This is a genomic window from Streptomyces sp. NPDC047072, from assembly GCF_040643855.1.
Taxonomy (GTDB): Bacteria; Actinomycetota; Actinomycetes; order Streptomycetales; family Streptomycetaceae; genus Streptomyces.
The window spans coordinates 1-18,952 of the sequence record NZ_JBEYVC010000135.1 but is presented as its reverse complement, the minus strand read 5'-3'; the positions used below and the strand labels follow the sequence as shown (position 1 = coordinate 18,952).

23 protein-coding genes are annotated in these 18,952 nt (G+C 70.9%); 11 read left to right on the top strand and 12 right to left on the bottom strand.

The genetic code is table 11. The features are described 5' to 3' along the window. Nucleotides 1-21 precede the first annotated feature (21 nt). Nucleotides 22-345: a hypothetical protein gene (locus tag ABZ896_RS38360; protein WP_360939518.1), complete on the bottom strand. Its 324-nt coding sequence runs from the start codon at nucleotides 343-345 to the stop codon at nucleotides 22-24. Nucleotides 346-1,233: 888 nt separating this feature from the next. Here ABZ896_RS38360 and ABZ896_RS38355 point away from each other — a divergent pair. Both ABZ896_RS38355 and ABZ896_RS38350 read left to right on the top strand, forming a co-directional pair. Beyond that, nucleotides 1,234-2,247 carry an NAD(P)/FAD-dependent oxidoreductase gene (locus ABZ896_RS38355; RefSeq protein ID WP_360939516.1) on the top strand — a complete coding sequence of 338 codons (1,014 nt, stop codon included), beginning with the start codon at nucleotides 1,234-1,236 and terminating at the stop codon, nucleotides 2,245-2,247. Nucleotides 2,248-2,338: 91 nt separating this feature from the next. Further along, nucleotides 2,339-3,838, top strand: a complete 1,500-nt coding sequence (locus tag ABZ896_RS38350; RefSeq protein ID WP_360939514.1) for an MFS transporter — start codon at nucleotides 2,339-2,341, stop codon at nucleotides 3,836-3,838. Between the two features lie 437 nt (nucleotides 3,839-4,275). Here the strand turns inward: ABZ896_RS38350 and ABZ896_RS38345 are convergent, their stop codons facing one another. Continuing rightward, nucleotides 4,276-4,461, bottom strand: a complete 186-nt coding sequence (locus ABZ896_RS38345) for a hypothetical protein (protein ID WP_360939512.1) — start codon at nucleotides 4,459-4,461, stop codon at nucleotides 4,276-4,278. A 127-nt stretch (nucleotides 4,462-4,588) separates the two neighbouring features. On the opposite strand from ABZ896_RS38345, the gene ABZ896_RS38340 reads away from it, so the two are divergent. Genes ABZ896_RS38340 through ABZ896_RS38320 form a run of 5 tightly spaced genes read left to right on the top strand, consistent with a single transcriptional unit; the run spans nucleotide 4,589 to nucleotide 8,619 of the window. Continuing rightward, the gene (locus ABZ896_RS38340; protein WP_360939510.1) at nucleotides 4,589-4,969 is read left to right on the top strand and encodes a DUF2795 domain-containing protein; all 381 of its coding nucleotides are present in this window, start codon (nucleotides 4,589-4,591) and stop codon (nucleotides 4,967-4,969) included. Further along, a complete protein-coding gene (locus ABZ896_RS38335) occupies nucleotides 4,966-5,349 on the top strand; it encodes a CBS domain-containing protein (protein ID WP_360939508.1) in 384 nt (127 codons plus the stop codon). Before ABZ896_RS38340 ends, ABZ896_RS38335 begins: the two co-directional genes overlap by 4 nt. Then, nucleotides 5,339-5,968: a diguanylate cyclase gene (locus tag ABZ896_RS38330; RefSeq protein ID WP_360939506.1), complete on the top strand. Its 630-nt coding sequence runs from the start codon at nucleotides 5,339-5,341 to the stop codon at nucleotides 5,966-5,968. Before ABZ896_RS38335 ends, ABZ896_RS38330 begins: the two co-directional genes overlap by 11 nt. Before the next feature lie 6 nt (nucleotides 5,969-5,974). Beyond that, complete coding sequence (locus ABZ896_RS38325) at nucleotides 5,975-6,517, top strand: type 1 glutamine amidotransferase domain-containing protein (protein ID WP_360939504.1); 543 nt, start codon at nucleotides 5,975-5,977, stop codon at nucleotides 6,515-6,517. Beyond that, nucleotides 6,517-8,619, top strand: coding sequence for a catalase (locus ABZ896_RS38320; protein WP_360939502.1), 2,103 nt, complete (start codon nucleotides 6,517-6,519; stop codon nucleotides 8,617-8,619). Before ABZ896_RS38325 ends, ABZ896_RS38320 begins: the two co-directional genes overlap by 1 nt. Before the next feature lie 48 nt (nucleotides 8,620-8,667). Here ABZ896_RS38320 and ABZ896_RS38315 read toward each other — a convergent pair whose 3' ends face one another. Next, the gene (locus tag ABZ896_RS38315; protein WP_360939500.1) at nucleotides 8,668-8,949 is read right to left on the bottom strand and encodes a DUF6158 family protein; all 282 of its coding nucleotides are present in this window, start codon (nucleotides 8,947-8,949) and stop codon (nucleotides 8,668-8,670) included. Nucleotides 8,950-9,002: 53 nt separating this feature from the next. On the opposite strand from ABZ896_RS38315, the gene ABZ896_RS38310 reads away from it, so the two are divergent. Further along, nucleotides 9,003-10,100 carry a Vms1/Ankzf1 family peptidyl-tRNA hydrolase gene (locus ABZ896_RS38310; protein WP_360939498.1) on the top strand — a complete coding sequence of 366 codons (1,098 nt, stop codon included), beginning with the start codon at nucleotides 9,003-9,005 and terminating at the stop codon, nucleotides 10,098-10,100. Nucleotides 10,101-10,136: 36 nt separating this feature from the next. Here ABZ896_RS38310 and ABZ896_RS38305 read toward each other — a convergent pair whose 3' ends face one another. Continuing rightward, nucleotides 10,137-11,759 carry an ATP-binding cassette domain-containing protein gene (locus ABZ896_RS38305; RefSeq protein WP_360939496.1) on the bottom strand — a complete coding sequence of 541 codons (1,623 nt, stop codon included), beginning with the start codon at nucleotides 11,757-11,759 and terminating at the stop codon, nucleotides 10,137-10,139. A gap of 152 nt (nucleotides 11,760-11,911) precedes the next feature. Between ABZ896_RS38305 and ABZ896_RS38300 the strand changes: the two genes are divergently transcribed. Genes ABZ896_RS38300 through ABZ896_RS38290 form a run of 3 tightly spaced genes read left to right on the top strand, consistent with a single transcriptional unit; the run spans nucleotide 11,912 to nucleotide 14,509 of the window. Continuing rightward, nucleotides 11,912-13,396, top strand: a complete 1,485-nt coding sequence (locus tag ABZ896_RS38300) for a phosphatase PAP2 family protein (RefSeq protein ID WP_360939494.1) — start codon at nucleotides 11,912-11,914, stop codon at nucleotides 13,394-13,396. Between the two features lie 45 nt (nucleotides 13,397-13,441). Beyond that, entirely contained in the window at nucleotides 13,442-14,296 is an 855-nt protein-coding gene (locus tag ABZ896_RS38295) for a methyltransferase domain-containing protein (RefSeq protein ID WP_360939492.1), read from the top strand. 42 nt (nucleotides 14,297-14,338) lie between these two features. Continuing rightward, nucleotides 14,339-14,509, top strand: a complete 171-nt coding sequence (locus tag ABZ896_RS38290; protein ID WP_360939537.1) for a hydrophobic protein — start codon at nucleotides 14,339-14,341, stop codon at nucleotides 14,507-14,509. Nucleotides 14,510-14,533: 24 nt separating this feature from the next. Here the strand turns inward: ABZ896_RS38290 and ABZ896_RS38285 are convergent, their stop codons facing one another. Genes ABZ896_RS38285 through ABZ896_RS38250 form a run of 8 tightly spaced genes read right to left on the bottom strand, consistent with a single transcriptional unit; the run spans nucleotide 14,534 to nucleotide 18,926 of the window. Further along, nucleotides 14,534-14,821, bottom strand: a complete 288-nt coding sequence (locus ABZ896_RS38285; protein WP_360939490.1) for a gas vesicle protein K — start codon at nucleotides 14,819-14,821, stop codon at nucleotides 14,534-14,536. Then, nucleotides 14,818-15,006, bottom strand: coding sequence for a gas vesicle protein (locus tag ABZ896_RS38280; RefSeq protein ID WP_003994122.1), 189 nt, complete (start codon nucleotides 15,004-15,006; stop codon nucleotides 14,818-14,820). The genes ABZ896_RS38285 and ABZ896_RS38280 overlap by 4 nt, the downstream gene beginning before the upstream one ends. Further along, on the bottom strand, nucleotides 15,003-15,764 hold the full coding sequence (locus ABZ896_RS38275) for a GvpL/GvpF family gas vesicle protein (RefSeq protein ID WP_360939488.1): 762 nt from the start codon (nucleotides 15,762-15,764) through the stop codon (nucleotides 15,003-15,005). Before ABZ896_RS38275 ends, ABZ896_RS38280 begins: the two co-directional genes overlap by 4 nt. Then, nucleotides 15,761-16,096, bottom strand: coding sequence for a gas vesicle protein (locus ABZ896_RS38270; protein WP_360939486.1), 336 nt, complete (start codon nucleotides 16,094-16,096; stop codon nucleotides 15,761-15,763). Before ABZ896_RS38270 ends, ABZ896_RS38275 begins: the two co-directional genes overlap by 4 nt. Continuing rightward, nucleotides 16,093-17,229 (bottom strand): SRPBCC family protein, encoded by a 1,137-nt coding sequence (locus tag ABZ896_RS38265; RefSeq protein WP_360939484.1) that lies wholly within the window; start codon nucleotides 17,227-17,229, stop codon nucleotides 16,093-16,095. Before ABZ896_RS38265 ends, ABZ896_RS38270 begins: the two co-directional genes overlap by 4 nt. Then, complete coding sequence (locus tag ABZ896_RS38260) at nucleotides 17,226-17,888, bottom strand: DNA primase (protein WP_360939482.1); 663 nt, start codon at nucleotides 17,886-17,888, stop codon at nucleotides 17,226-17,228. Before ABZ896_RS38260 ends, ABZ896_RS38265 begins: the two co-directional genes overlap by 4 nt. A 12-nt stretch (nucleotides 17,889-17,900) precedes the next feature. After that, entirely contained in the window at nucleotides 17,901-18,149 is a 249-nt protein-coding gene (locus tag ABZ896_RS38255; RefSeq protein ID WP_360939480.1) for a gas vesicle protein GvpG, read from the bottom strand. Nucleotides 18,150-18,155: 6 nt separating this feature from the next. Further along, nucleotides 18,156-18,926 carry a GvpL/GvpF family gas vesicle protein gene (locus tag ABZ896_RS38250; protein WP_360939478.1) on the bottom strand — a complete coding sequence of 257 codons (771 nt, stop codon included), beginning with the start codon at nucleotides 18,924-18,926 and terminating at the stop codon, nucleotides 18,156-18,158. Nucleotides 18,927-18,952: the final 26 nt, after the last annotated feature.

Below are 18,952 nucleotides of genomic sequence, written 5' to 3'. Positions count from 1 at the left end.
CCGGCACCTCGCTCATCCCCGTCAGGATGCATGGCGTCGGACGTTGGTCAACGCCTCCTGGACGACACGGAAGGCGGCCGCCTGCACCTCGTGCGGCAGAGCGCCCGGTAGGTCGCCGCGACGGTGCAGCGTGACGCGCCGGCCGGGCGTCTCGAAGTTCTTCGCCAGGTCGGCGATGGCGGCCAGGTCACCGACCGGGTGCAGATCCGGGTCCGGTGACTCGCTGTCCCGCAGAACGCCGACCGTACGGCACATGGACGCCGGCGCCTCCATGGCCGCATGCTCGGTCCCCGCCAGGACGGGGTCGAGATCGCCCGGCCGGTCGGGGGCCGTCATGCGGGCCATCTGCGGCAACGGTGACCGTACGGCGGTGGTCCGGCGAGCGCAGGTAGGCGGCGAGCCCCGCGACGAGGCCCACCAGGATCAGGCCGACCAGCTCGTACAGCGGCGCCTCGCCTGCCGGCCACACCGAGTACCTGGTGCGCATGACGAGCAGAGCGCCCGCGTTGAGCACGCCACACACCAGGGCCCCGCGGGGTGGGCAGCGGCACACGGTGGCGGTGGCGGTGGCACGAATGGCGCAGTCATCGGGGGCCCGCGTGCCGCGTCGGAGGGGCATCCAACGCGGTCATTGTGACCGCGTCGACGGCAGCGTCCATGAGGGTGGCGTCTCCGTTCGGGCCGTGTCCCGCCCCGGGCGCGAACGGTGGTGCCTCTGCTCTGTGGGCCCGCGGCATCGGCGCATCGCCGACCGTCGTGTGAACTGTTTGCCGAGGTGTTCACGGCTGACATCGGCCGTTCGGCTGGACCTCTCACGCCGCAGCCGTCAGGAACCGCCCGTTCGGCCGCCCGACCGCCACACCGGCGGCGGCACAGAAACCGGCGAACTCACCATGCTCTCCCCGGCCGGCACCGGCGGCATCGCACCCTCCTCGATCCACAACAAGCCACCCCCTGCCTGCCCTTACCCCTGTTCGCCTGGGCGTCGTGGCGGTGGGTGACGTACCCCGTGATCACCCAGAAGTCCAAACTCGGCATTCCGGGCATCGTCGTGGTGTGCGAGGGCCGACCTGTCGAACTTGACAACTCAGTACAGAACCGCCTACGTTTCTGACTGTTCAGTACACAACGGCCCTGAGCTCACCGAACAGGCTGCGTGCCCGCCTGTTTCCTGGGCTTCCTGAACAGCTGGCCCCCTGCAAACCACCCGGAACTCGAAGGGTTGAGCGAACCATGACCGACAACGAAAAGCAGGAGGCGACAGCTGTGACGACTCCTGCGTATGCGAGCGACGCACTGGCCGAGGGGACCGTCGACGCGGTGGTGATCGGCGGGGGCGCCGCGGGGCTGAACGGTGCACTGATCCTGGCCCGCTCCCTCCGCTCGGTCGTCGTGATCGACAGCGGCTCCCCGCGCAACGCGCCCGCCGATGCCGTGCACGGCCTCATCGCCCTCGACGGCACCCCGCCGTCCGAGATCCTTCGGCGGGGCCGGGAGCAGGTGCGCCAGTACGGGGGACGCGTCGTCCACGGCGAGGTGGTCTCGGCCGAGCCTGCCGCCCCGTCGGCGGACGGGGACCTGCGGTTCACCGTCACCCTGGCCGACGGCCGCCGCATCACCGCCCGCCGCGTCCTGGTGGCCACCGGCCTGAAGGATGTGCTCCCGGAGGTGCCCGGGCTCGCGAAGCACTGGGGGGACAGTGTGGTGCACTGCCCGTACTGCCACGGCTGGGAGGTGCGCGATGAGCCCATCGGCGTCCTCGCCACCGGCCCGGCCTCCATCGGCCCCACGTTCTTGTTCCGGCAGCTGACCGCGGACCTGACCTACTTCACCCACGGCACCGACCTGGACGAGGACACCCGCGCCCGCTTCGCCGCCCGCGGCATCCGCGTCATCGACACCCCCGTCACCGAGATCGTCGACGACGCGGACGGCGCCCTCGCCGGGGTGCGCCTGGCCGACGGCCAGGTCGTGGCCCGCCGCGTCCTCGGGGTCGTCCCGCAGATGCAGGCCCGAACCCGGGGCCTGGAAGGACTGGGCCTGCCGGTCCACGACCTGCCGAATGTGGGCCGCGCTTTCGCCTCCGGCCCGGACGGCACCACCGAGGTGCCGGGTGTGTGGGTGGCCGGCAACGTCACCGATCCGGTCGCCCAGGTCGGGGCCTCCGCAGCGGCCGGCGCACTGGCCGGCATCGACATCAACAAGAAGCTGGCCGTCGCGGACACCGACGCGGCCCTCCAGGGCTGAAATCCCCACCCACCACCCTCACCTTCACCGGCGAGGAAACCCATCAGATTCCAGAGGGCTTTCCGTCATGCCCACCAAGCAAGGGAAGAAAATGAGTACCAGCATCGACCGCGAGGCGCCCGCCTCCGGGAAGAAAGACTCGGGCCTTCGCGGCTCACATGCCGTGCGCTGGTGGGTGCTGGTCGTCATAGGCATGGCACAGCTCATGGTCATGCTCGACGCGACCGTCGTGAACATCGCGCTGCCCGAGGCGCAGCAGGACCTCGGCTTCAGCGACGGCAGCCGGCAGTGGGTCATCACGGGTTACGCGCTGGCGTTCGGCAGCCTGCTGCTGCTCGGCGGCCGACTGGGTGACCTGTTGGGCCGACGTACCCTCTTCGTGATCGGCCTGGCAGGTTTCGGGGTCGCGTCCGTCGTCGGCGGCTCGGCCGGCAGCTTCGAGATCCTCGTCGCGGCACGTGTGGCCCAGGGTCTCTTCGCCGCACTGCTCGCGCCCGCGGCACTCTCCCTGCTCAGCGTGACCTTCACCGAACCGTCCGAAAGGGCGAAGGCCTTCGGTATCTTCAGCGCCCTGGGCGGGGCGGGCGGCGCGGTCGGGCTGCTGGTCGGCGGCATGCTCACCGAATGGGCGTCGTGGCGCTGGGTGATGTACGTGAACGTCGTCTTCGCGGTCCCCGCCCTGATCGGTGCCTTGCTGCTGCTGGCCAAGCCCGCGATCACCCAGAAGCCCAAGCTCGACATCCCTGGCATCGTCGTGGTGAGTGCCGCGCTGTTCGCCGTCGTCTACGGGTTCGCGCACGTCGAGTCCACCAGCTGGACCGACCCGGTCGCCCTCGGCTCCATGATCACCGGCGCGGTGCTGCTCGCGGTGTTCGTCTGGCTGGAGACCAGGGTGGCGCATCCGCTGCTGCCGCTGCGCGTCGTGCTGGACCGGACCCGCGGTGGTTCGTTCATGGCGGTGTTCGTCATCGGCATGGGGATGTTCTCGATCTTCCTGTTCCTGACCTACTACTTCGCGGCCAGCCTCGGCTACTCGCCGATCAAGACCGGTCTGGTGTACCTGCCGATGGTCGCGGCCGTCGTCGCCTCGTCGACCACCATGCCTGTGCTGGTGCTGCCCAGGGTCGGCCCGAAGATCGTGATCACCGCCGGCTTCCTGGTCGCCGCGGTCGGTATGGCCATGCTGACCCAGATCGAGTTGGACAGCACCTACGCCGCCCACATCATGCCCGGCATGATCCTGATGGGTCTCGGCATCGGCGCGGTGATGACCACCGCGTTCCAGGGGGCGACCTCAGGCCTGCACCACGAGGACTCGGGTGTCGCCTCGGCGCTGATCAACACCGGTCAGCAGGTGGGCGGCTCGATCAGTACGGCGCTGCTGACCACCGTCGCCTCGTCGGCCGCGACCGACTACCTGACGTCGCACAAGCCCAGCGCGCTGGCCGCGGCGCAGGCCGGGGTCGAGGGCTACACGGCCACCCTGGCGTGGGGCTCCGGGTTCTTCGTGGTCGGTGCGGTGATCGCCGCGTTCCTGATCCCGAACCGGGCCCTGGAGCCGTCCGAGGGCGAGCCCGTGATGGCCCACTGAGCCTCGATCCACCCTGGAGATGCCCTGCTACCTGTGATGACCGTCGTTCTCAGGACGCGAATCAGCACAGGAAAGCAGGGCATCTCCAGGCTTCCACCGCGTCGGATGTTCGTCGGTCATGGCCCAACGGAGTCGGCAATCCAGCGGGCGAGTACTCGGTCCGGTGAGAATGTACTGGTCGCCATTGCCGACAGCGGTGCGCCCCGGCTGGCAGGCGAGCCTGTCTCCGGCGCCGAATGGTTCGATGCTCTGCGCTACCTGACGGCAGCTGCGTGGCATCCAGCACCCGGCGGGACTGCATCGCATGATTACGCCGCTCGCCGGAGAGCGCCATCCCAACTTCTCAAGGTCCCCAGCGTGGATCTGGGAAGCCCTCACGGCAGCCCAGCCTGACTCGAGAGCCGCTGGGGCCGTGGGCGGCCCGTTGCGATCATGGTCTAGCGCACTGAACTGTTCCGCGCGAGGGTCGCTGCTTCCTTGCGTCCGACAGCCACCGCCCCCGCGGGCAGGGCGGCCGGTTCGTACCGGTCGCCCTCCTCGGGCAGCAGCAGTTCCTCGTAGCGCCCCAGCGCCAGCACCACGCCGAGCAGCAGGAACGGGATGAGCACGGCGAGCAGCGCCATGACCTGATCCTTCCCAGGGATGGGTGCGGGGGGTCCGGGCCGGGTCTCCGCGCTTCCGGCGGGCAAACCCCGTGTCGGCGCCGGGTGGGCGGGTACGCGGTGCGGACCCGAAGATCTGGAGGGAGACATGCAGCGAGGCAGCGACCGGCTCAGCCGTCACCGCGACGACGAGATGAAGCACGAACTTCAGGGCCTGCTGCGCTCCGGCCACCCCACGCGGAGCGAGGAGTGGCACGACCCGGAGCCGACCGCCGACGACGATCCGGAGGTCTGGGGCGGTCCCGTCGCCCCGGGCGGCGCGTCCTTCGAGACGCTCCGCCTCGAACTGGCCCGGATCCTGGGCCGTACGTCCTTCCCCGCCACCCCCGTGGAGCTGGCGCGGACGCTGCGCGCCAAGAACGCCCCGGACCCCCTCGTGGAGGCGGTGGAGGGGCTGCCGCGCAAGGAGCGCTACGCCACCGTCCAGGAACTCGCGCGGGCGCTGACCCCGAGGGAGGACACCCCGTGAGGGCGGAGCTGGTCAGGGATGTGATGACGCCCGGTGTGGTGGCGGTACGGCCGGACGCCTCCCTGGTCGAGGCGGCGCAGCTGATGCGCGCGCAGGACATCGGGGACGTCGTGGTGGCCGACGGTCAGCGCGTGGTGGGGGTGCTCACCGACCGGGACATCGCGGTCCGCGCGGTCGCGGACGGCGCCGACCCGCTGACGGTGAGCGCCCAGTCGGTGTGCACGCCGGATCCGGTGACGGTCGCGCCCGGCGACCCGGTCGCGCAGGCGGTCGCGCTGATGCGCGAGCACGCCATACGGCGGCTGCCGGTCGTCGAGGACGGCCTGCCGGTCGGCATGGTGAGCCTCGGGGACCTCGCGGGGGCCTTGTATGAGCCGTGACCAGGCCCGGGAGATCGCGGCGACGGGGTCCACCGTGGACGTCGGCGACGCGACCACCCGCTACCTGCTGTACGGGCTGCTGCCCAGCTGGTTCGTGCCGGGTCTCGCCGACTGGGCGATGCACCGGCGCACCCGGATCGAGGACACCGCGGGGACGAAGGAGTCCCTGATCCACTCGCTGATGATGGCCGAGGTCGGCATCCCGATCGCGTTCACCTTGCGCTACGAGGTCAATCCCCTGCTGCTCGCCGTGCAGTTGGGCGGGGCCGCGGTGCACGAGGCGACCGCGCTGTGGGACGTGAAGACCGCCGTCGACAGCGACCGCGAGGTCAGGCCGGTCGAGCAGCACATCCACAGCTTTCTGGAGTCGCTGCCGTTCGGCGCGCTGGCCGCACTGATGTGCCTGCACGCGGACCAGGTGAAGTCCCTGCTGCGCGGCGGCAGGGGCGATCCGGACGCCTGGCGGCTGGTGCCGCGTAATCGCCCGCTGTCGCCGGGCTATCTGGCCGGCATCGGCGCGGCGATCGGGGCGTGCGTGCTGCTGCCGTACGGCGAGGAACTGCTGCGCTGCCGACGCGCGGCACGAGCCAGGAAAAAGCTTTCCAGGAAAGGACGTTGAACCATCATGCGCATCGCGTTTCTGACCGCGCCCGAGGGCGTGGAGCAGATCGAGCTCACCGATCCGTGGCAGGCGGCGGTCGACGCGGGCCACGAACCGGTGCTCGTATCGACCAAGCCGGGGAAGATCCAGGCCTTCAACCACCTCGACAAGGCGGACGCGTTCCCCGTGCAGGAGGTTGTGGGCGAGACGTCCGCGGACTCCTTCGGCGGGCTCGTCCTGCCGGGCGGCGTCGCCAACCCGGACTTCCTGCGGACCGACGAGAAGGCCGTGGCGTTCGTCAAGGACTTCTTCACGCGGGGGCGCCCGGTGGCCGCGATCTGCCACGCGCCCTGGACGCTCGTCGAGGCGGACGTCGTGCGGGGCCGGGTGCTGACCTCGTGGCCCAGCCTTCAGACGGACATCCGCAACGCGGGCGGCACCTGGGTGGACGAACAGGTGAAGATCTGCGACCACGGCACCAACAAGCTGGTCACCAGCCGCAAGCCGGACGACCTGAAGGCGTTCTGCGAAGCCTTCCTCGACGTCTTCGCGAAGGAGGCCGCCTGATGGACACCTCCGACCGCAAGCAGCGCCAGCGCGAGGGCTTCCACGCCGACGACCCGGCCGCCGGGCCGCTCACCACCGACCAGGGTGTCGGGGTCGACCACACCGACGACTCGCTCACCGTCGGCGAGCGCGGTCCGACGCTGATGGAGGACTTCCACTTCCGGGAGAAGCTCACCCACTTCGACCACGAGCGGATCCCGGAGCGGGTGGTGCACGCGCGGGGCGCGGGCGCGTACGGCTACTTCGAACCGTACGAGTCCTGCGCGGAGTTCACCCGCGCGGCCTTCCTCCAGGACCCGGCGGTCCGTACCCCCGTCTTCGTGCGGTTCTCGACCGTGCAGGGCCCCAAGGGGTCGGCGGACACCGTGCGGGACGTGCGCGGCTTCGCCACCAAGTTCTATACGTCCGAGGGTAATTACGACCTGGTGGGGAACAACTTCCCGGTCTTCTTCATCCAGGACGGCATCAAGTTCCCCGACTTCGTGCACGCGGTGAAGCCGGAGCCGCACAACGACATCCCCACGGGCGCCTCCGCGCACGACACCCTGTGGGACTTCGTCTCGCTCCAGCCGGAGACGCTGCACGCGATCATGTGGCTGATGTCGGACCGGGCGATCCCGCGCAGCTACCGCACGATGCAGGGCTTCGGCGTGCACACCTTCCGGTTCGTGAACGCGGAGGGCCGGGGCACCTTCGTGAAGTTCCACTGGAAGCCGAAGCTGGGCGTGCACTCGCTGGTGTGGGACGAGGCGCAGGAGTGCCAGGGCCGCAACCCGGACTTCAACCGGGGCGACCTGTGGGACGCGATCGAAGCGGGCGAGTACCCGGAGTGGGAGCTGGGCGTCCAACTGATCCCGGAGGAGGACGAGTTCTCCTTCGACTTCGATCTGCTCGACGCCACCAAGCTGGTCCCGGAGGAGCTGGTGCCGGTGCGGCCGATCGGCCGGATGGTCCTGGACCGCAATCCGGAGAACTTCTTCGCCGAGACCGAGCAGGTCGCCTTCCACACGGCGAACGTGGTGCCCGGCATCGACTTCACCAACGACCCGCTGCTCCAGGCTCGCAACTTCTCCTACCTGGACACGCAGTTGATCCGGCTGGGCGGGCCGAACTTCACGCAGATCCCGGTCAACCGGCCGGTGGCGCCGGTGCGCAACAACCAGCGGGACGGCTACCACCAGAGCCAGATCCACCGGGGCACGAACTACTTCCCGAACTCGCTCGGCGGTGGCTGCCCGGCCCACGCGGGTGTCGACGGGCACGCGTTCACGCACTACACGGAACGGGTCGACGGGCACACGATCCGGCGGCGCAGCGCGAGTTTCCAGGACCACTACAGCCAGCCCGCGCTGTTCTGGAACAGCATGGCCGACTGGGAGAAGCAGCACATCGTCGAGGCGTTCCGCTTCGAGCTCGGCAAGGTCGACGCACCGGCGGTGCGGGCCCGTACGGTCGAGCAACTGTCCAAGGTGAACGGCGAGTTGGCGGCTGAGGTGGCCCGGGGCATCGGGGTGCCGCTGCCGCCCGGGCCGGAGACCGAGCCGACCAAGTCCGTCTCCCCGGCGCTCAGTCTGGAGTCGCTCACCGGGGACGGTTCGATCCGTACCCGGCAGATCGCGGTCCTCGTCACCGACGGGATCGACGCCGAGCAGGTGACGTCGGTGCGCGAACGGCTGGCCGCCGAGGGCGCGATCGTGGAGGCGCTGGCACCGGTGGACGGGGAGGTGCGGGCGGCCGACGGCGAGCTGTACACGGTGGACCGGGCGCTGCCGACGGTGGCCTCCGTGCTGTACGACGCCGTGCTGCTGCCGGGCGGTCCCGTGGGCACCCCGCCGGCCGTCGGCGAGCCGGACGCGATGCGGTTCGTCCGGGACGCCTACCGGCACGGCAAGCCGGTCGCCGCGCTGGGCTCGGGCGTCGGGATCCTGTCGGCGCTGAAGCCGGAGGGACTGAGCCTGTCCGCGGAGTTCCACCGGGTGATCGCCGACCAGGGCGTGGTCACGGACACGTCTCCCGGCCCGGCCTCGCAGGAGTTCCTGGACGCCTTCGTGACGGCGATAGCGGCCCACCGGCACTGGAACAGGCCACCGACACACTGCTGACGGCTCTGTTCGGGGCGCCACCCACACCGGGTGGCGCCCCCTTTGCGTTCAGTCCAGCGCCGGTGTCGCCGACTCCCCCCGCCTCCGGTCCCGCGCCCCCTCGCGGGTGCGGCCCGCGGAGACGTTGCGGTCGGGGTTGCGGCGGAGGTACTCGCCCTCCAGTCCGGCCATCCGGTCGTTGTGGGCCCTGAGCGCGTCGTTCGAGCCGTAGAGCAGTGTGTCGTGCCGCGTGCGGTGGATCGTCTCCAGCTCTTTCATGAGCTGTTGGTCGTCCAACCGGCTGGGGTCGACTCCGGTCATCGTGGTACCCCGCTCGTCGTGTTCGTCCATGCGGTTCGGGTACCCGCCCGGCAAGCACTACCCGAGGCCTCCGGGAGGGAGCCATGGATCTCGCTTTTCTCCACCCACTGTACGAACATCCGGGCCCTTGGGCCTCCGTGTACGTCGACACCTCCCGGCACACCGAGGACACGCCCCACGAACGGCACCTCGCCGCCGTGGCGGTCGCGCGGGAGCTGTCCGTACAGGGTGCCGACGAGGACACGTGCCGGGCCGTGCGGGAGGCGCTGGAGGAACTGCGGCACTCGTCCGAACCGCACGGCCGCGCGGTGTTCGCGCGGGCCGGCCGGGTCGTCCTGGACCCACCGCTGACCAGGTCCCCCGACGGCAACCGGGTCCACTGGGCCCCGCTGCCGCACACCGCTCCGCTGCTGGAGCTGGCCGGGGAGGACCCGGTGTGCGTGGTGGCGTACGTGGACCGCAAGGGCGCCGACTTCGAGCTGCGCGGAGCGCTGGGCAGCAAGGACGCGGGGTCGGTGACCGGCCGCCAGTGGCCTCTCCACCGCACCAGTACGGTCGACTGGTCCGAGCGCCACTTCCAGCTGCGGGTCGAGAACACCTGGGAGCACAACGCGGCCGAGATCGCCGACGCGCTCGCCGTCTGCCAGGAGGAGACCCGCGCCGACCTGCTGGTGCTGGTCGGCGAGGAACGGGAGAAGCGGTCGGTGCACGAGCGGCTGCCCAAGCGACTGCACGACCTGGTCGTCGAGGCCCCGCACGGCGCCGGCAGCCGGCTGCTGGACGAGGACGTCCAACAGGCCCGCGCGGATCACGTACGACAGCGCGCCGAGCGGGAACTGGAACGGTTCCTCGCGGCCCGCGACCCGGGCGACGACGGCCGCCCCGGCGCCGTGGAGGGCGTCCCCGCCCTGGTGGAGGCGGCGCGTGAGCACCGTATCGACGAACTCCTGATCCGCCCCGACGGGCCCGACGCGCACCGCGAGGTCTGGATCGGCGAGGACCCCGACCAGCTGGCGGTCCGCCGCACCGACCTGAAGGTCCTGGGCGAGCAGAACTCCTGGTCGGCCCGGGCGGACGACGCCCTGATCAGGTCGGCGGTGGCGACGGGCGCGCCGGCGATCAGGGTGACGGAGCAGGACGTGCCGGTGGGCGGTCTGGGCGCGCTGCTGCGCTGGACGTAGCCCTCGTAGCTCTCAGAGTCCTTTCATGGGCTTCGGCTACCGAGCCCGCTCCACCCGCCGCTCGTCCCACACCGGCCCGTCGGTCTCGCGCACGCGTCCGTCGCTGCCGAAGACCAGATACCGGTCGAAGGAGCGGGCGAACCAGCGGTCGTGGGTGACCGCGAGCACCGTCCCGTCGAAGGCTTCCAGCCCCTCCTGGAGGGCCTCCGCGGACTCCAGGTCCAGGTTGTCCGTGGGCTCGTCCAGGAGGAGCGCGGTGACGCCCTGGAGTTCCAGGAGCAGGATCTGGAAGCGGGCCTGCTGGCCGCCGGAGAGCCGGTCGAAGCCCTGCTCGGCCTGGCCGGTCAGCTCGTAGCGGCGCAGCCGGGACATCGCGGCGCCCCGGTCCTGGGCGTGCTCCTTCCAGAGGATGTCGAGGAGGGTGCGGCCGAAGAGCTCGGGGTGGGCGTGGGTCTGGGCGAAGTGCCCGGGCACCACGCGCGCCCCGAGCTTCCACTCGCCCGAGTGCGCCACGGTCGCGTCCCCCGCCAGCAGCCGCAGGAAGTGCGACTTCCCGGAGCCGTTGGAGCCGAGGACGGCGACGCGTTCGCCGTAGAAGACCTCCAGGTCGAAGGGTTTCATCAGACCGGTGAGCTCAAGTCCCTTGCAGGTGACGGCCCTTACTCCGGTACGACCGCCTTTGAGCCGCATCGTGATGTCCTGCTCGCGCGGCGGCTCGGGCGGCGGGCCGGCCTCCTCGAACTTGCGCAGCCGGGTCTGGGCCGCCTGGTACCGGGAGGCCAACTCATGGCTGATCGAGGCGGCCTGACGGAGGTTCAGCACCAGCTTCTTCAGCTGCGCGTGCTTCTCGTCCCAGCGGCGGCGCAACTCCTCGAAGCGGGCGAAGCGTTCACGGCGTGCCTCGTGATAGGTGGCGAATCCCCCTCCGTGCACCCACGCGTCCGCACCGGCCGGCGAGGGCTCCACGGAGACGATCTTCTCGGCCGCGCGGGAGAGCAGCTCCCGGTCGTGGGAGACGAAGAGGACCGTCTTGCGGGTCTCCTTCAGCCGCTCCTCCAGCCACCGCTTGCCGGGCACGTCGAGGTAGTTGTCCGGCTCGTCGAGCAGCAGCACCTCGTCGGAGCCGCGCAGCAGCGCCTCCAGCACCAGCCGCTTCTGCTCACCGCCGGAGAGCGTGCGCACCTGCCGGAACTGCGCCTTGTCGTACGGCACCCCGAGCGCGGCCATCGTGCACATGTCCCACAGCGTCTCGGACTCGTACCCGCGCACCTCGGCCCAGTCGGACAGCGCCTGCGCGTACTTCAGCTGGGCGGCCTCGTCGTCGACGGTCATGATGAGATGCTCGGCCCGGTCCACGGCCTCGGCGGCCTCCCGGATCCGCGGCGGCGCGACGGACACCAGCAGATCCCTCACGGTCGTCTCGTCCCGCACGGACCCCACGAACTGCCGCATCACCCCGAGCCCCCCACCGACGGCGACGGTCCCGCCGTGCGGCTTCAGCTCCCCGGAGATCAACCGCAGCAGCGTGGTCTTCCCGGCCCCATTGGGCCCGACGAGAGCGACAACGGCTCCCTCTCCCACCCGGAAGGACACATCGCCGAGCAAGGCCCTCCCGTCGGGAAGGTAGTACTCGAGATGCGCGGCTTCCAGATGTCCCATGGGCCGCATTGTCGGCGGGACGACAGGACCAGGGCAAACGCATATCTCACGGTGCCGGAACCTACCTAGGGGCGCGGGGAACTGCGCGACCAGCCACGACGGCGAAGCACCCGGCATCGAACAAGCACCCCAATGACGGGTACCCGCACATCATGAGCCCCGACGTAGACCTCACATCCCCACGCCCCGGCCGCCCCCACCGCCTCCTCACCCTGGACACTCGCCTCTTCGAGTTCGCGGCCACCCACACCTGGCCCGCAGCCGAACGCATCCTCCCCCGCCTCAGCCGCACCGCGAACCACGGCGTCCTCTGGTTCGCCACAGCCGCAGCGATGGCCGCAACCCACACCCCCCGTTCCCGCCGAGCGGCAGCGCGCGGCATCGCCTCCCTCGCCCTCGCCTCCGCCACCATCAACACCCTCGGCAAACGCTCGGTCCGCCGCCCCCGCCCGGTCCTGGACCCGGTCCCCCTGGTCCGCCGGCTCAAGCGCCAGCCGATCACCACGTCGTTCCCCTCCGGCCACTCCGCCTCGGCGGCCGCCTTCGCGACCGGCGTCGCCCTGGAGTCCCCGGCCTGGGGCGCGGCCGTCGCCCCCGTCGCCTGGTCGGTCGCCCTCTCCCGCGTGTACACCGGCGTGCACTTCCCCAGCGACGTGCTGGCCGGCGCGGCCCTCGGCGCGGGCGCCGCCTTCGCCGTACGGGGCCTGGTGCCGACCCGGTCCCAGGTGATCCCGCCGGCCCGCCCCCGCGCGGACCTCCCCGCGCTCCCCGACGGCGAGGGCCTGGTCGTCGTCGCGAACACGGCCTCCGGCACCGCCGACCGGGTCCACGCCCTGCACGACGGGCTCCCGCTGGCGGAGATCGTCGAGTGCGCCCCGGAGGACATGCCGGCCGAGCTGGAGAAGGCGGCGGCGCACGCGCGCGTGCTCGGCGTCTGCGGCGGCGACGGCACCGTCAACACGGCCGCCGCGGTCGCCCTGCGCCACGACCTGCCCCTCGCGGTGCTGCCCGGCGGCACCCTCAACCACTTCGCCTACGACCTCGGCGTCGAGGGCGCCCGCGACCTGACCCGGGCGGTACGGCAGGGCGACGGCGTGCGGGTGGACGTCGGCCGCTACGTCTGCGGCGACCAGGAAGGCGTCTTCCTCAACGGGTGCAGCCTGGGCGTGTACCCGGAGCTGGTGCGGGAGCGGGACCTCTGGTCGGGGAAGATCGGCGGCTGGCCCGCCGGGGTGCTGGCCGCGCTGCGGGTCCTGCGCGCCGACAGCCATCCGCTGGAGGCCGAATTCCGGGGCGAGGCACGGCCGTTGTGGCTGCTGTTCGTCGGCAACGGCACCTACCACCGGATGGGCCTCGCCCCCGGCCGCCGCACCGACCTCGCGGACGGCCACTTCGACGTCCGGGTGGTGCACGGCGGCCGCCGGCCCGCGCTGCGGCTGCTCGCCGCCGCCCTCGCGGGCCCGCTGACCCGCTCCCCCGCGCACGCCGCGGTCCAGGTGGGACGGCTGCGCCTGACCGGTGTCGCGCCGGGCACGCTCCTCGCCTACGACGGTGAGGTCACCGAGGTGGCGGGCGAGGTGACGCTGGAGAAGCTGCCGGAAGGACTCGCGGTGTACCGGCCGCTGCCCGGTAACTGACAATCCGTCAGTCCACATAGCAATACACAGGTCTCACCATTCGACATGCGGGCGTACGGTTCTGCCGTGTCGAATCCTCAGGTGAAACCCCAGGAGACCGCCGTCTACACGCACGGCCACCACGAGTCGGTGCTGCGCTCGCACACCTGGCGCACCGCCGCCAACTCCGCGGCCTACCTGCTCGGTTCACTGAAGCCGCACATGCAGATCCTGGACATCGGCTGCGGCCCGGGCACCATCACCGCCGACCTCGCCGAGCTGGTTCCCGACGGCCGGGTCACCGGCGTCGACCACGCGCCGGGCATCCTGGACCAGGCCCGGGAGACGGCCGCCGCCCGCGGTCTCGCCAACGTCGACTTCGCGGTCGCCGACGTGCACGCCCTGGACTACCCGGACGACACCTTCTGCGTGGTCCACGCCCACCAGGTGCTCCAGCACGTCGGGGACCCGGTCCGGGCGCTGCGGGAGATGAGGCGGGTGACCAAGCCGGGCGGATACATCGCGGTCCGCGACTCCGACTACGCGGCCATGACCTGGTACCCGGCGTCTCCGGGGATGGACGACTGGCTGGACCTGTACCGGCGAGTGGCCCGGGCCAACGGCGGCGAGCCGGACGCCGGGCGGCGGCTGAGGTCCTGGGCGCTGCGGGCGGGCCTGACGGACATCACCGCGACCTCCGGCACCTGGACCTACTCCACCGCCGAGGAGCGCGCGTGGTGGAGCGGGCTGTGGGCGGACCGCACGCTGGCCTCCGCCTACGCGGAGCGGGCCACCGCGGGCGGCCACGCCACCGAGGAGCGGCTGCGGGCGGTCTCCGAGGCCTGGCGGGAGTGGGGACGCCAGGAGGACGGCTGGTTCTGTGTACTGCACGGAGAGATTCTGTGCCGAAAGGAAGTCTGAAACGCGGATTCCTGGAAACCCGAATTGCAGGAGGTTATGACTATGGTTGCCATCCTGCTCGTACTGCTACTGGCACTGGTTCTGTTCGGTGCCGGATTCGCGGTGAAGATTCTCTGGTGGATCGCACTGGCCGTGCTGGTGCTATGGCTGCTGGGGTTCCTGATGCGCGGGACGACCGCGGCCGGAGGCAGGGGCCGTTGGTACAGGTGGTAGGTGAGTCCGGGGCGAATTCCTGATTCAGTCCCGGGGAAGCAGCGGTCCCAGCGGCCCGAGGTCCAGATTGAGGTCCTCGGGCCGCAGTCCGTAGCGCTCGCGCAGTTCGGTCATCCGATCGTCGAGGAGCATGAGGGTGAGGCCGATCCTCTCCTCCTGCTCCTCGCTCAGGTCCCCCTCGTCGAAGCGGCGCAGCGCTTGGCGTTCCATGAGCTGGCGCAGCAGTTCCACGACGGTCAGCACGAGTTTGACCAGGTCGCGCTCGACGGTGTCGGGCTCCAGGTCCAGCCGGTTGCGACGGGGCGATGTCACAGCAACTCCTCGAAAGGCGACGGCACTTGCGCGTTGACCGAGCTGATCAGCGCGTTCAGGTCGATGCGCACGAGGTCGACGTCCGCGATGCGCAGGGTGATGTCCCCCGTGATGACGACCCCGCCGGCCAGCAGCCGGTCGAGGAGGTCGACGAGGGCCACCTCACGTCGTTCGACGACGGTCACTTCGCCTCCTCCGGCCCCGCGAACGAGTAGGCGGCCCAGGGGCCGGTGAGTTCCACCCGCAGTCCGGGGGCGTCGTCCTTCACCCGGTCCACCATCTCCACGAACTCCTCGGATTCCGTGCGCGGCACGAGATAGGCGGAGTTCAGTACATTCCGGCCCGCGGCGCCGGAAAGGGTGGCGTTCTGCGGGGCGTGCAGCCGGGAATCCTCGGCGAATGCGGAAAGGGTCTCGTGCAGCCGGGTGGCGAAAGTCTCGGCCTGCTGCCACATTTCCTCGCTCGCCCTGCTGTGCTGCCGCCGCTGCCGTAGATAGTCGCGGCCCGAAACGGGTTTCCGCGCCGGCGATTCCGGTTCCCGGGGTTCATTCTCGGCATACACCTTGACGCCCCATTCCACGCGGCCCGTCAGCCGGTCCAGGGTGCGGTGGAAGTCGTCCTCGCGGGCCTCGATCATCGTCCGTACGCCGCTGTCGTCCCGGAAGACGGTGCCGAGCCGGAGCGGCAGCGGGGTGGTGACGGCGGTGAGCGCGTCGATGACGCACTGGTGGGCGCGGGCGGTGGCGGCGAGCCAGTCCAGGTCCTCCAGATGGGCCCGGAGCGCTTCCTCGGCGAAGTCCCGCTCCGGCACATGGCTGACCACGGCGATCAGGCCGTGGTGGCTCAGCAGTCTCGGCGGGTCGCCCCCCAGGCCCGTGAGCTGGGCCTGGAGGGCGGGGCCGAAGGGGCGGCAGACGGCGTAGACGTAGCGTAGTCCGGTCATGAGCGCTCCTCCTCGGCGCGAGCGGGCGCCAGCTCCTCAAGGCGGGCCAGCCGCTCGCGCAACTCGGCGTTCTCGCGGGTCAGTTCGTCACGCCGGGCCCGCGAGGACAGTGCCGGATCCTCCTCCCACCAGTCGATGCCCATCTCCTTGGCCTTGTCCACCGAGGCGACGATGAGCCGGAGCTTGATGGTGAGCAGTTCGATGTCGAGGAGGTTGATACGGATGTCGCCGGCGATGACGATGCCCTTGTCCAGCACCCGCTCCAGGATGTCGGCCAGGTTGGCACTGCTGCCCTGGCCGTAGGGATCGGGGAGCCGGCTCGGCATGCTCATCGACGGGACCCGCCTTCGGCGTACTCGTAGTCCTCCTCGTCCTCGGGCACCTCTTCGGCGTCCTCGGCGTCCATGTCCTCTTCGGCCTCGGGCTCCTCTTCCTCCGACAGCTCGCCCTCGGGCTCCTCCTCGTCGTACTCCTCGTACTCGTCCTCGGGCTCCTCGCCGGACTCGGGCTCCTCCTCGGACTCGGGCTCCTCGCCCTCCGCCGCCTCGGCGTCCTCGGCGCCCTCCTCGTCGTAGGCGCCCTCCTGTTCCTCCTCCGCCACCGCGTCCTCGTGGCTCGTGACGACCTCGCCGTCGCGGATCTCGCCGCGCCAGCCGTCCTCCGCCTCTCCCTTGAGGGTGATGAAGCGGGCGTAGTGCTTGAGGTCGAGGCGGGCCCGGCGGCCCTGGGCGCGCCAGATGTTGCCGGTCTTCTCGAACAGGCCCTTGGGGTAGTACTCGATCACCAGCAGGACCCGGGTGAGGTTGTCGGCGAGCCGGTGGAAGGAGACGACGCCCTTGGTGGTGCCCTTGGCGCCCTCCGAGGTCCAGGAGATCCGGTCGTCGGCGATCTGCTCGGTGGTGGTCGCCTTCCAGCTGCGGTTGGACCAGAAGATCTTCATCTGCCAGTCGGTGTGGGTGTCGTCGGCGCGGTTCGCGCTCTTGACGCCCTTGGCGAAGGTGGAGAAGTCCTGGTACTGCGTCCACTGGTTGTAGGCCGTGCGCAGATCGACGCCCACGTCGATGAACTCGATGATCACCGTGGGCTTCTGGCCCGCCCCGCCCTTGCGCTTGCCCTTGCCGCCGCCGAGGTTCTTGACCGCGCCGACCACGTTGTCCTTGGCGCGCGAGAAGCCGAGCTCGACCGCGCTGCGCAGCGGCCCCTTGCCCTCGGCGAGCTTGCGGCCGCCGTCGAGGGCGAGCTTGGCGAAGCCGGGGCTGTTGCCCTCGGCGATGTCGTTGAGCTTGCCGGTGGTCTCGCCCAGCTTGTGGCCGACGCCGACCAGCATCCGCTGGACCTGCGCGGCGAGGTACTCCTGCACCTCGGCCTTGAGCCGGTCGGCGGCCTCGCTCTTCGCCACGTCGGTGAGCGGGTTGTTCTTCGCCTTGTCGGTGACGTTCCGGGCGGAACCGAGGGTCTCGGTCATCGCTCACCGCCTCCCTTCGGCAGCCGGGCCCGCGCTCCGCGGGCAGCGCCCCCGGCCGCGGTCGACTTCTTCGCGGCCGTCTTCTTGGCCGCGGTCTTCTTCGCCGCCGCCTTCTTGGCCGGGGCCTTCTTGGCGGGCGCCTTCTTCTCGGCCGTCTTCTTCGCGGGCGCCTTCCTCGCGGTCTTCTTCGCCGCGGCGGGGGCCTTGCGGCCGCTCCGCTCACCGCCCTCCTGACCATCGTCCGCCTCGTCGGAGTCGGCGTCGCGCCGGGAGCGGCGCTCGTCGTCCGCCTCGTCGTCCGCCTCGTCCTCCTCGTCGAAGAGGCCCGTCACATCGGGTGCCACGCCCTCCAGCTGGTCGCGGACCTCGGCGGTACGGCCGTGCAGGCGGTCGGAGAGGGCGTTGATCTGCCGCTCCACCAGCGCGCCCGAGGCGGCCTTGCCGACGCCGCGCAGGTCCTCGCGCATCTGGTCCCCGATCTCCTTGAACTGCGGGTTCTTCAGCAGTTGCTGGGACACCAGGTCCGCGAGCGCCCGCGGGCTCAGGTGCATCCGCTTGCCGGCCACCAGCGTGCCGACCGCGAAGGCCATCTTCAGTTTCTTCGTACGTCCGAGGACGTATCCGGCCCCTACCGCGAGGCCCAGTCCCACTCGGTTCATCGATTCGTCCCGTCAGCCGGTCCCCGCGCCGCCGCGCAGGCCGATCTCCAGTCGGTCGAGGAGCTCGTCCTCCTGCCGGTCGAACTCCTCCTCGTCGATCTCGCCCGCCTCGAGCCGTTCCTCGAGCCGGGCGAGTTCGGCCCGGACAGCCGCCGGGTCGTAGTAGAGGCGCTCCGCTTCGCTCAGCACCTGTCTGATCACCCAGGCGCTGCCCCGCACGGGTGCGAAGGGCAGCAGCAGCACCTCCGAGATGAGGCCCACGCCCGCTCACTCCTCCACGAGGTCGCCGCCGAGCGCGCTGCCCGCGGGCTCGGCCGGCCCCGGGTCGACGAAGCTGTACGGCGGCAGCGGGCCGTTGACCCGCAGGTCGAGGTGGGGGTGGCTCTTGCGGAGCTGCTCCACCGCGGCCAGGAAGGTCGCGGCGCCGTCCCGCTCCACCAGGAAGGAGACGTTGGCGAGCCAGCCGGAGGAGTCGGGTCCCGCGCTGACCGCGTCGGCCGCCGACTCCAGCGTGTGCCGCACATCCGCCGCGTCCTCGGCCTCGCGGGCCTTCACGGCGGCCACGACCATCTCGCCGAGCTTCAGCCGCTGGTCGTAACTGCCGCCGCCCGCCTGCCGGTTGGCCTCGGTGGTGGCGCGGATCTCCGGGTTCTCGGACATCACGCGGTGCAGCACTGCCTCTTCGTCGTGGGTCGCCTTGACGTTGTACTCGACCTTGCCGTCAAGGGTCCGCAGGCGTTCCTTGTAGTGGTCGGCGCGCTCCACGAGCACCGAGGCGACGGTGTCGTCGTCGGGGGCGACGCTGCCGAACCGCATGGGCAGGATCACCCCGGCCGCGCCCGCCTCGCTCAGCACGGTCTGGTGGGCGAGCAGGTCCCGGCGCTTGGGCCGGAGGCCTTCGGGGGCGTCGCTGACGACGGCGGACAGCTCGCCCGCCTCCAGTACCCGCACGGGGCGCGCCGGGTCGCCGACGCCGCCCATGCCCTCGGGCGGTGCGGGGTGGGAGGCGGCGGTGATGCCGTACACGTACGTGCTCACTCCTGCTCCTCCTTCCTGCGTGCCGT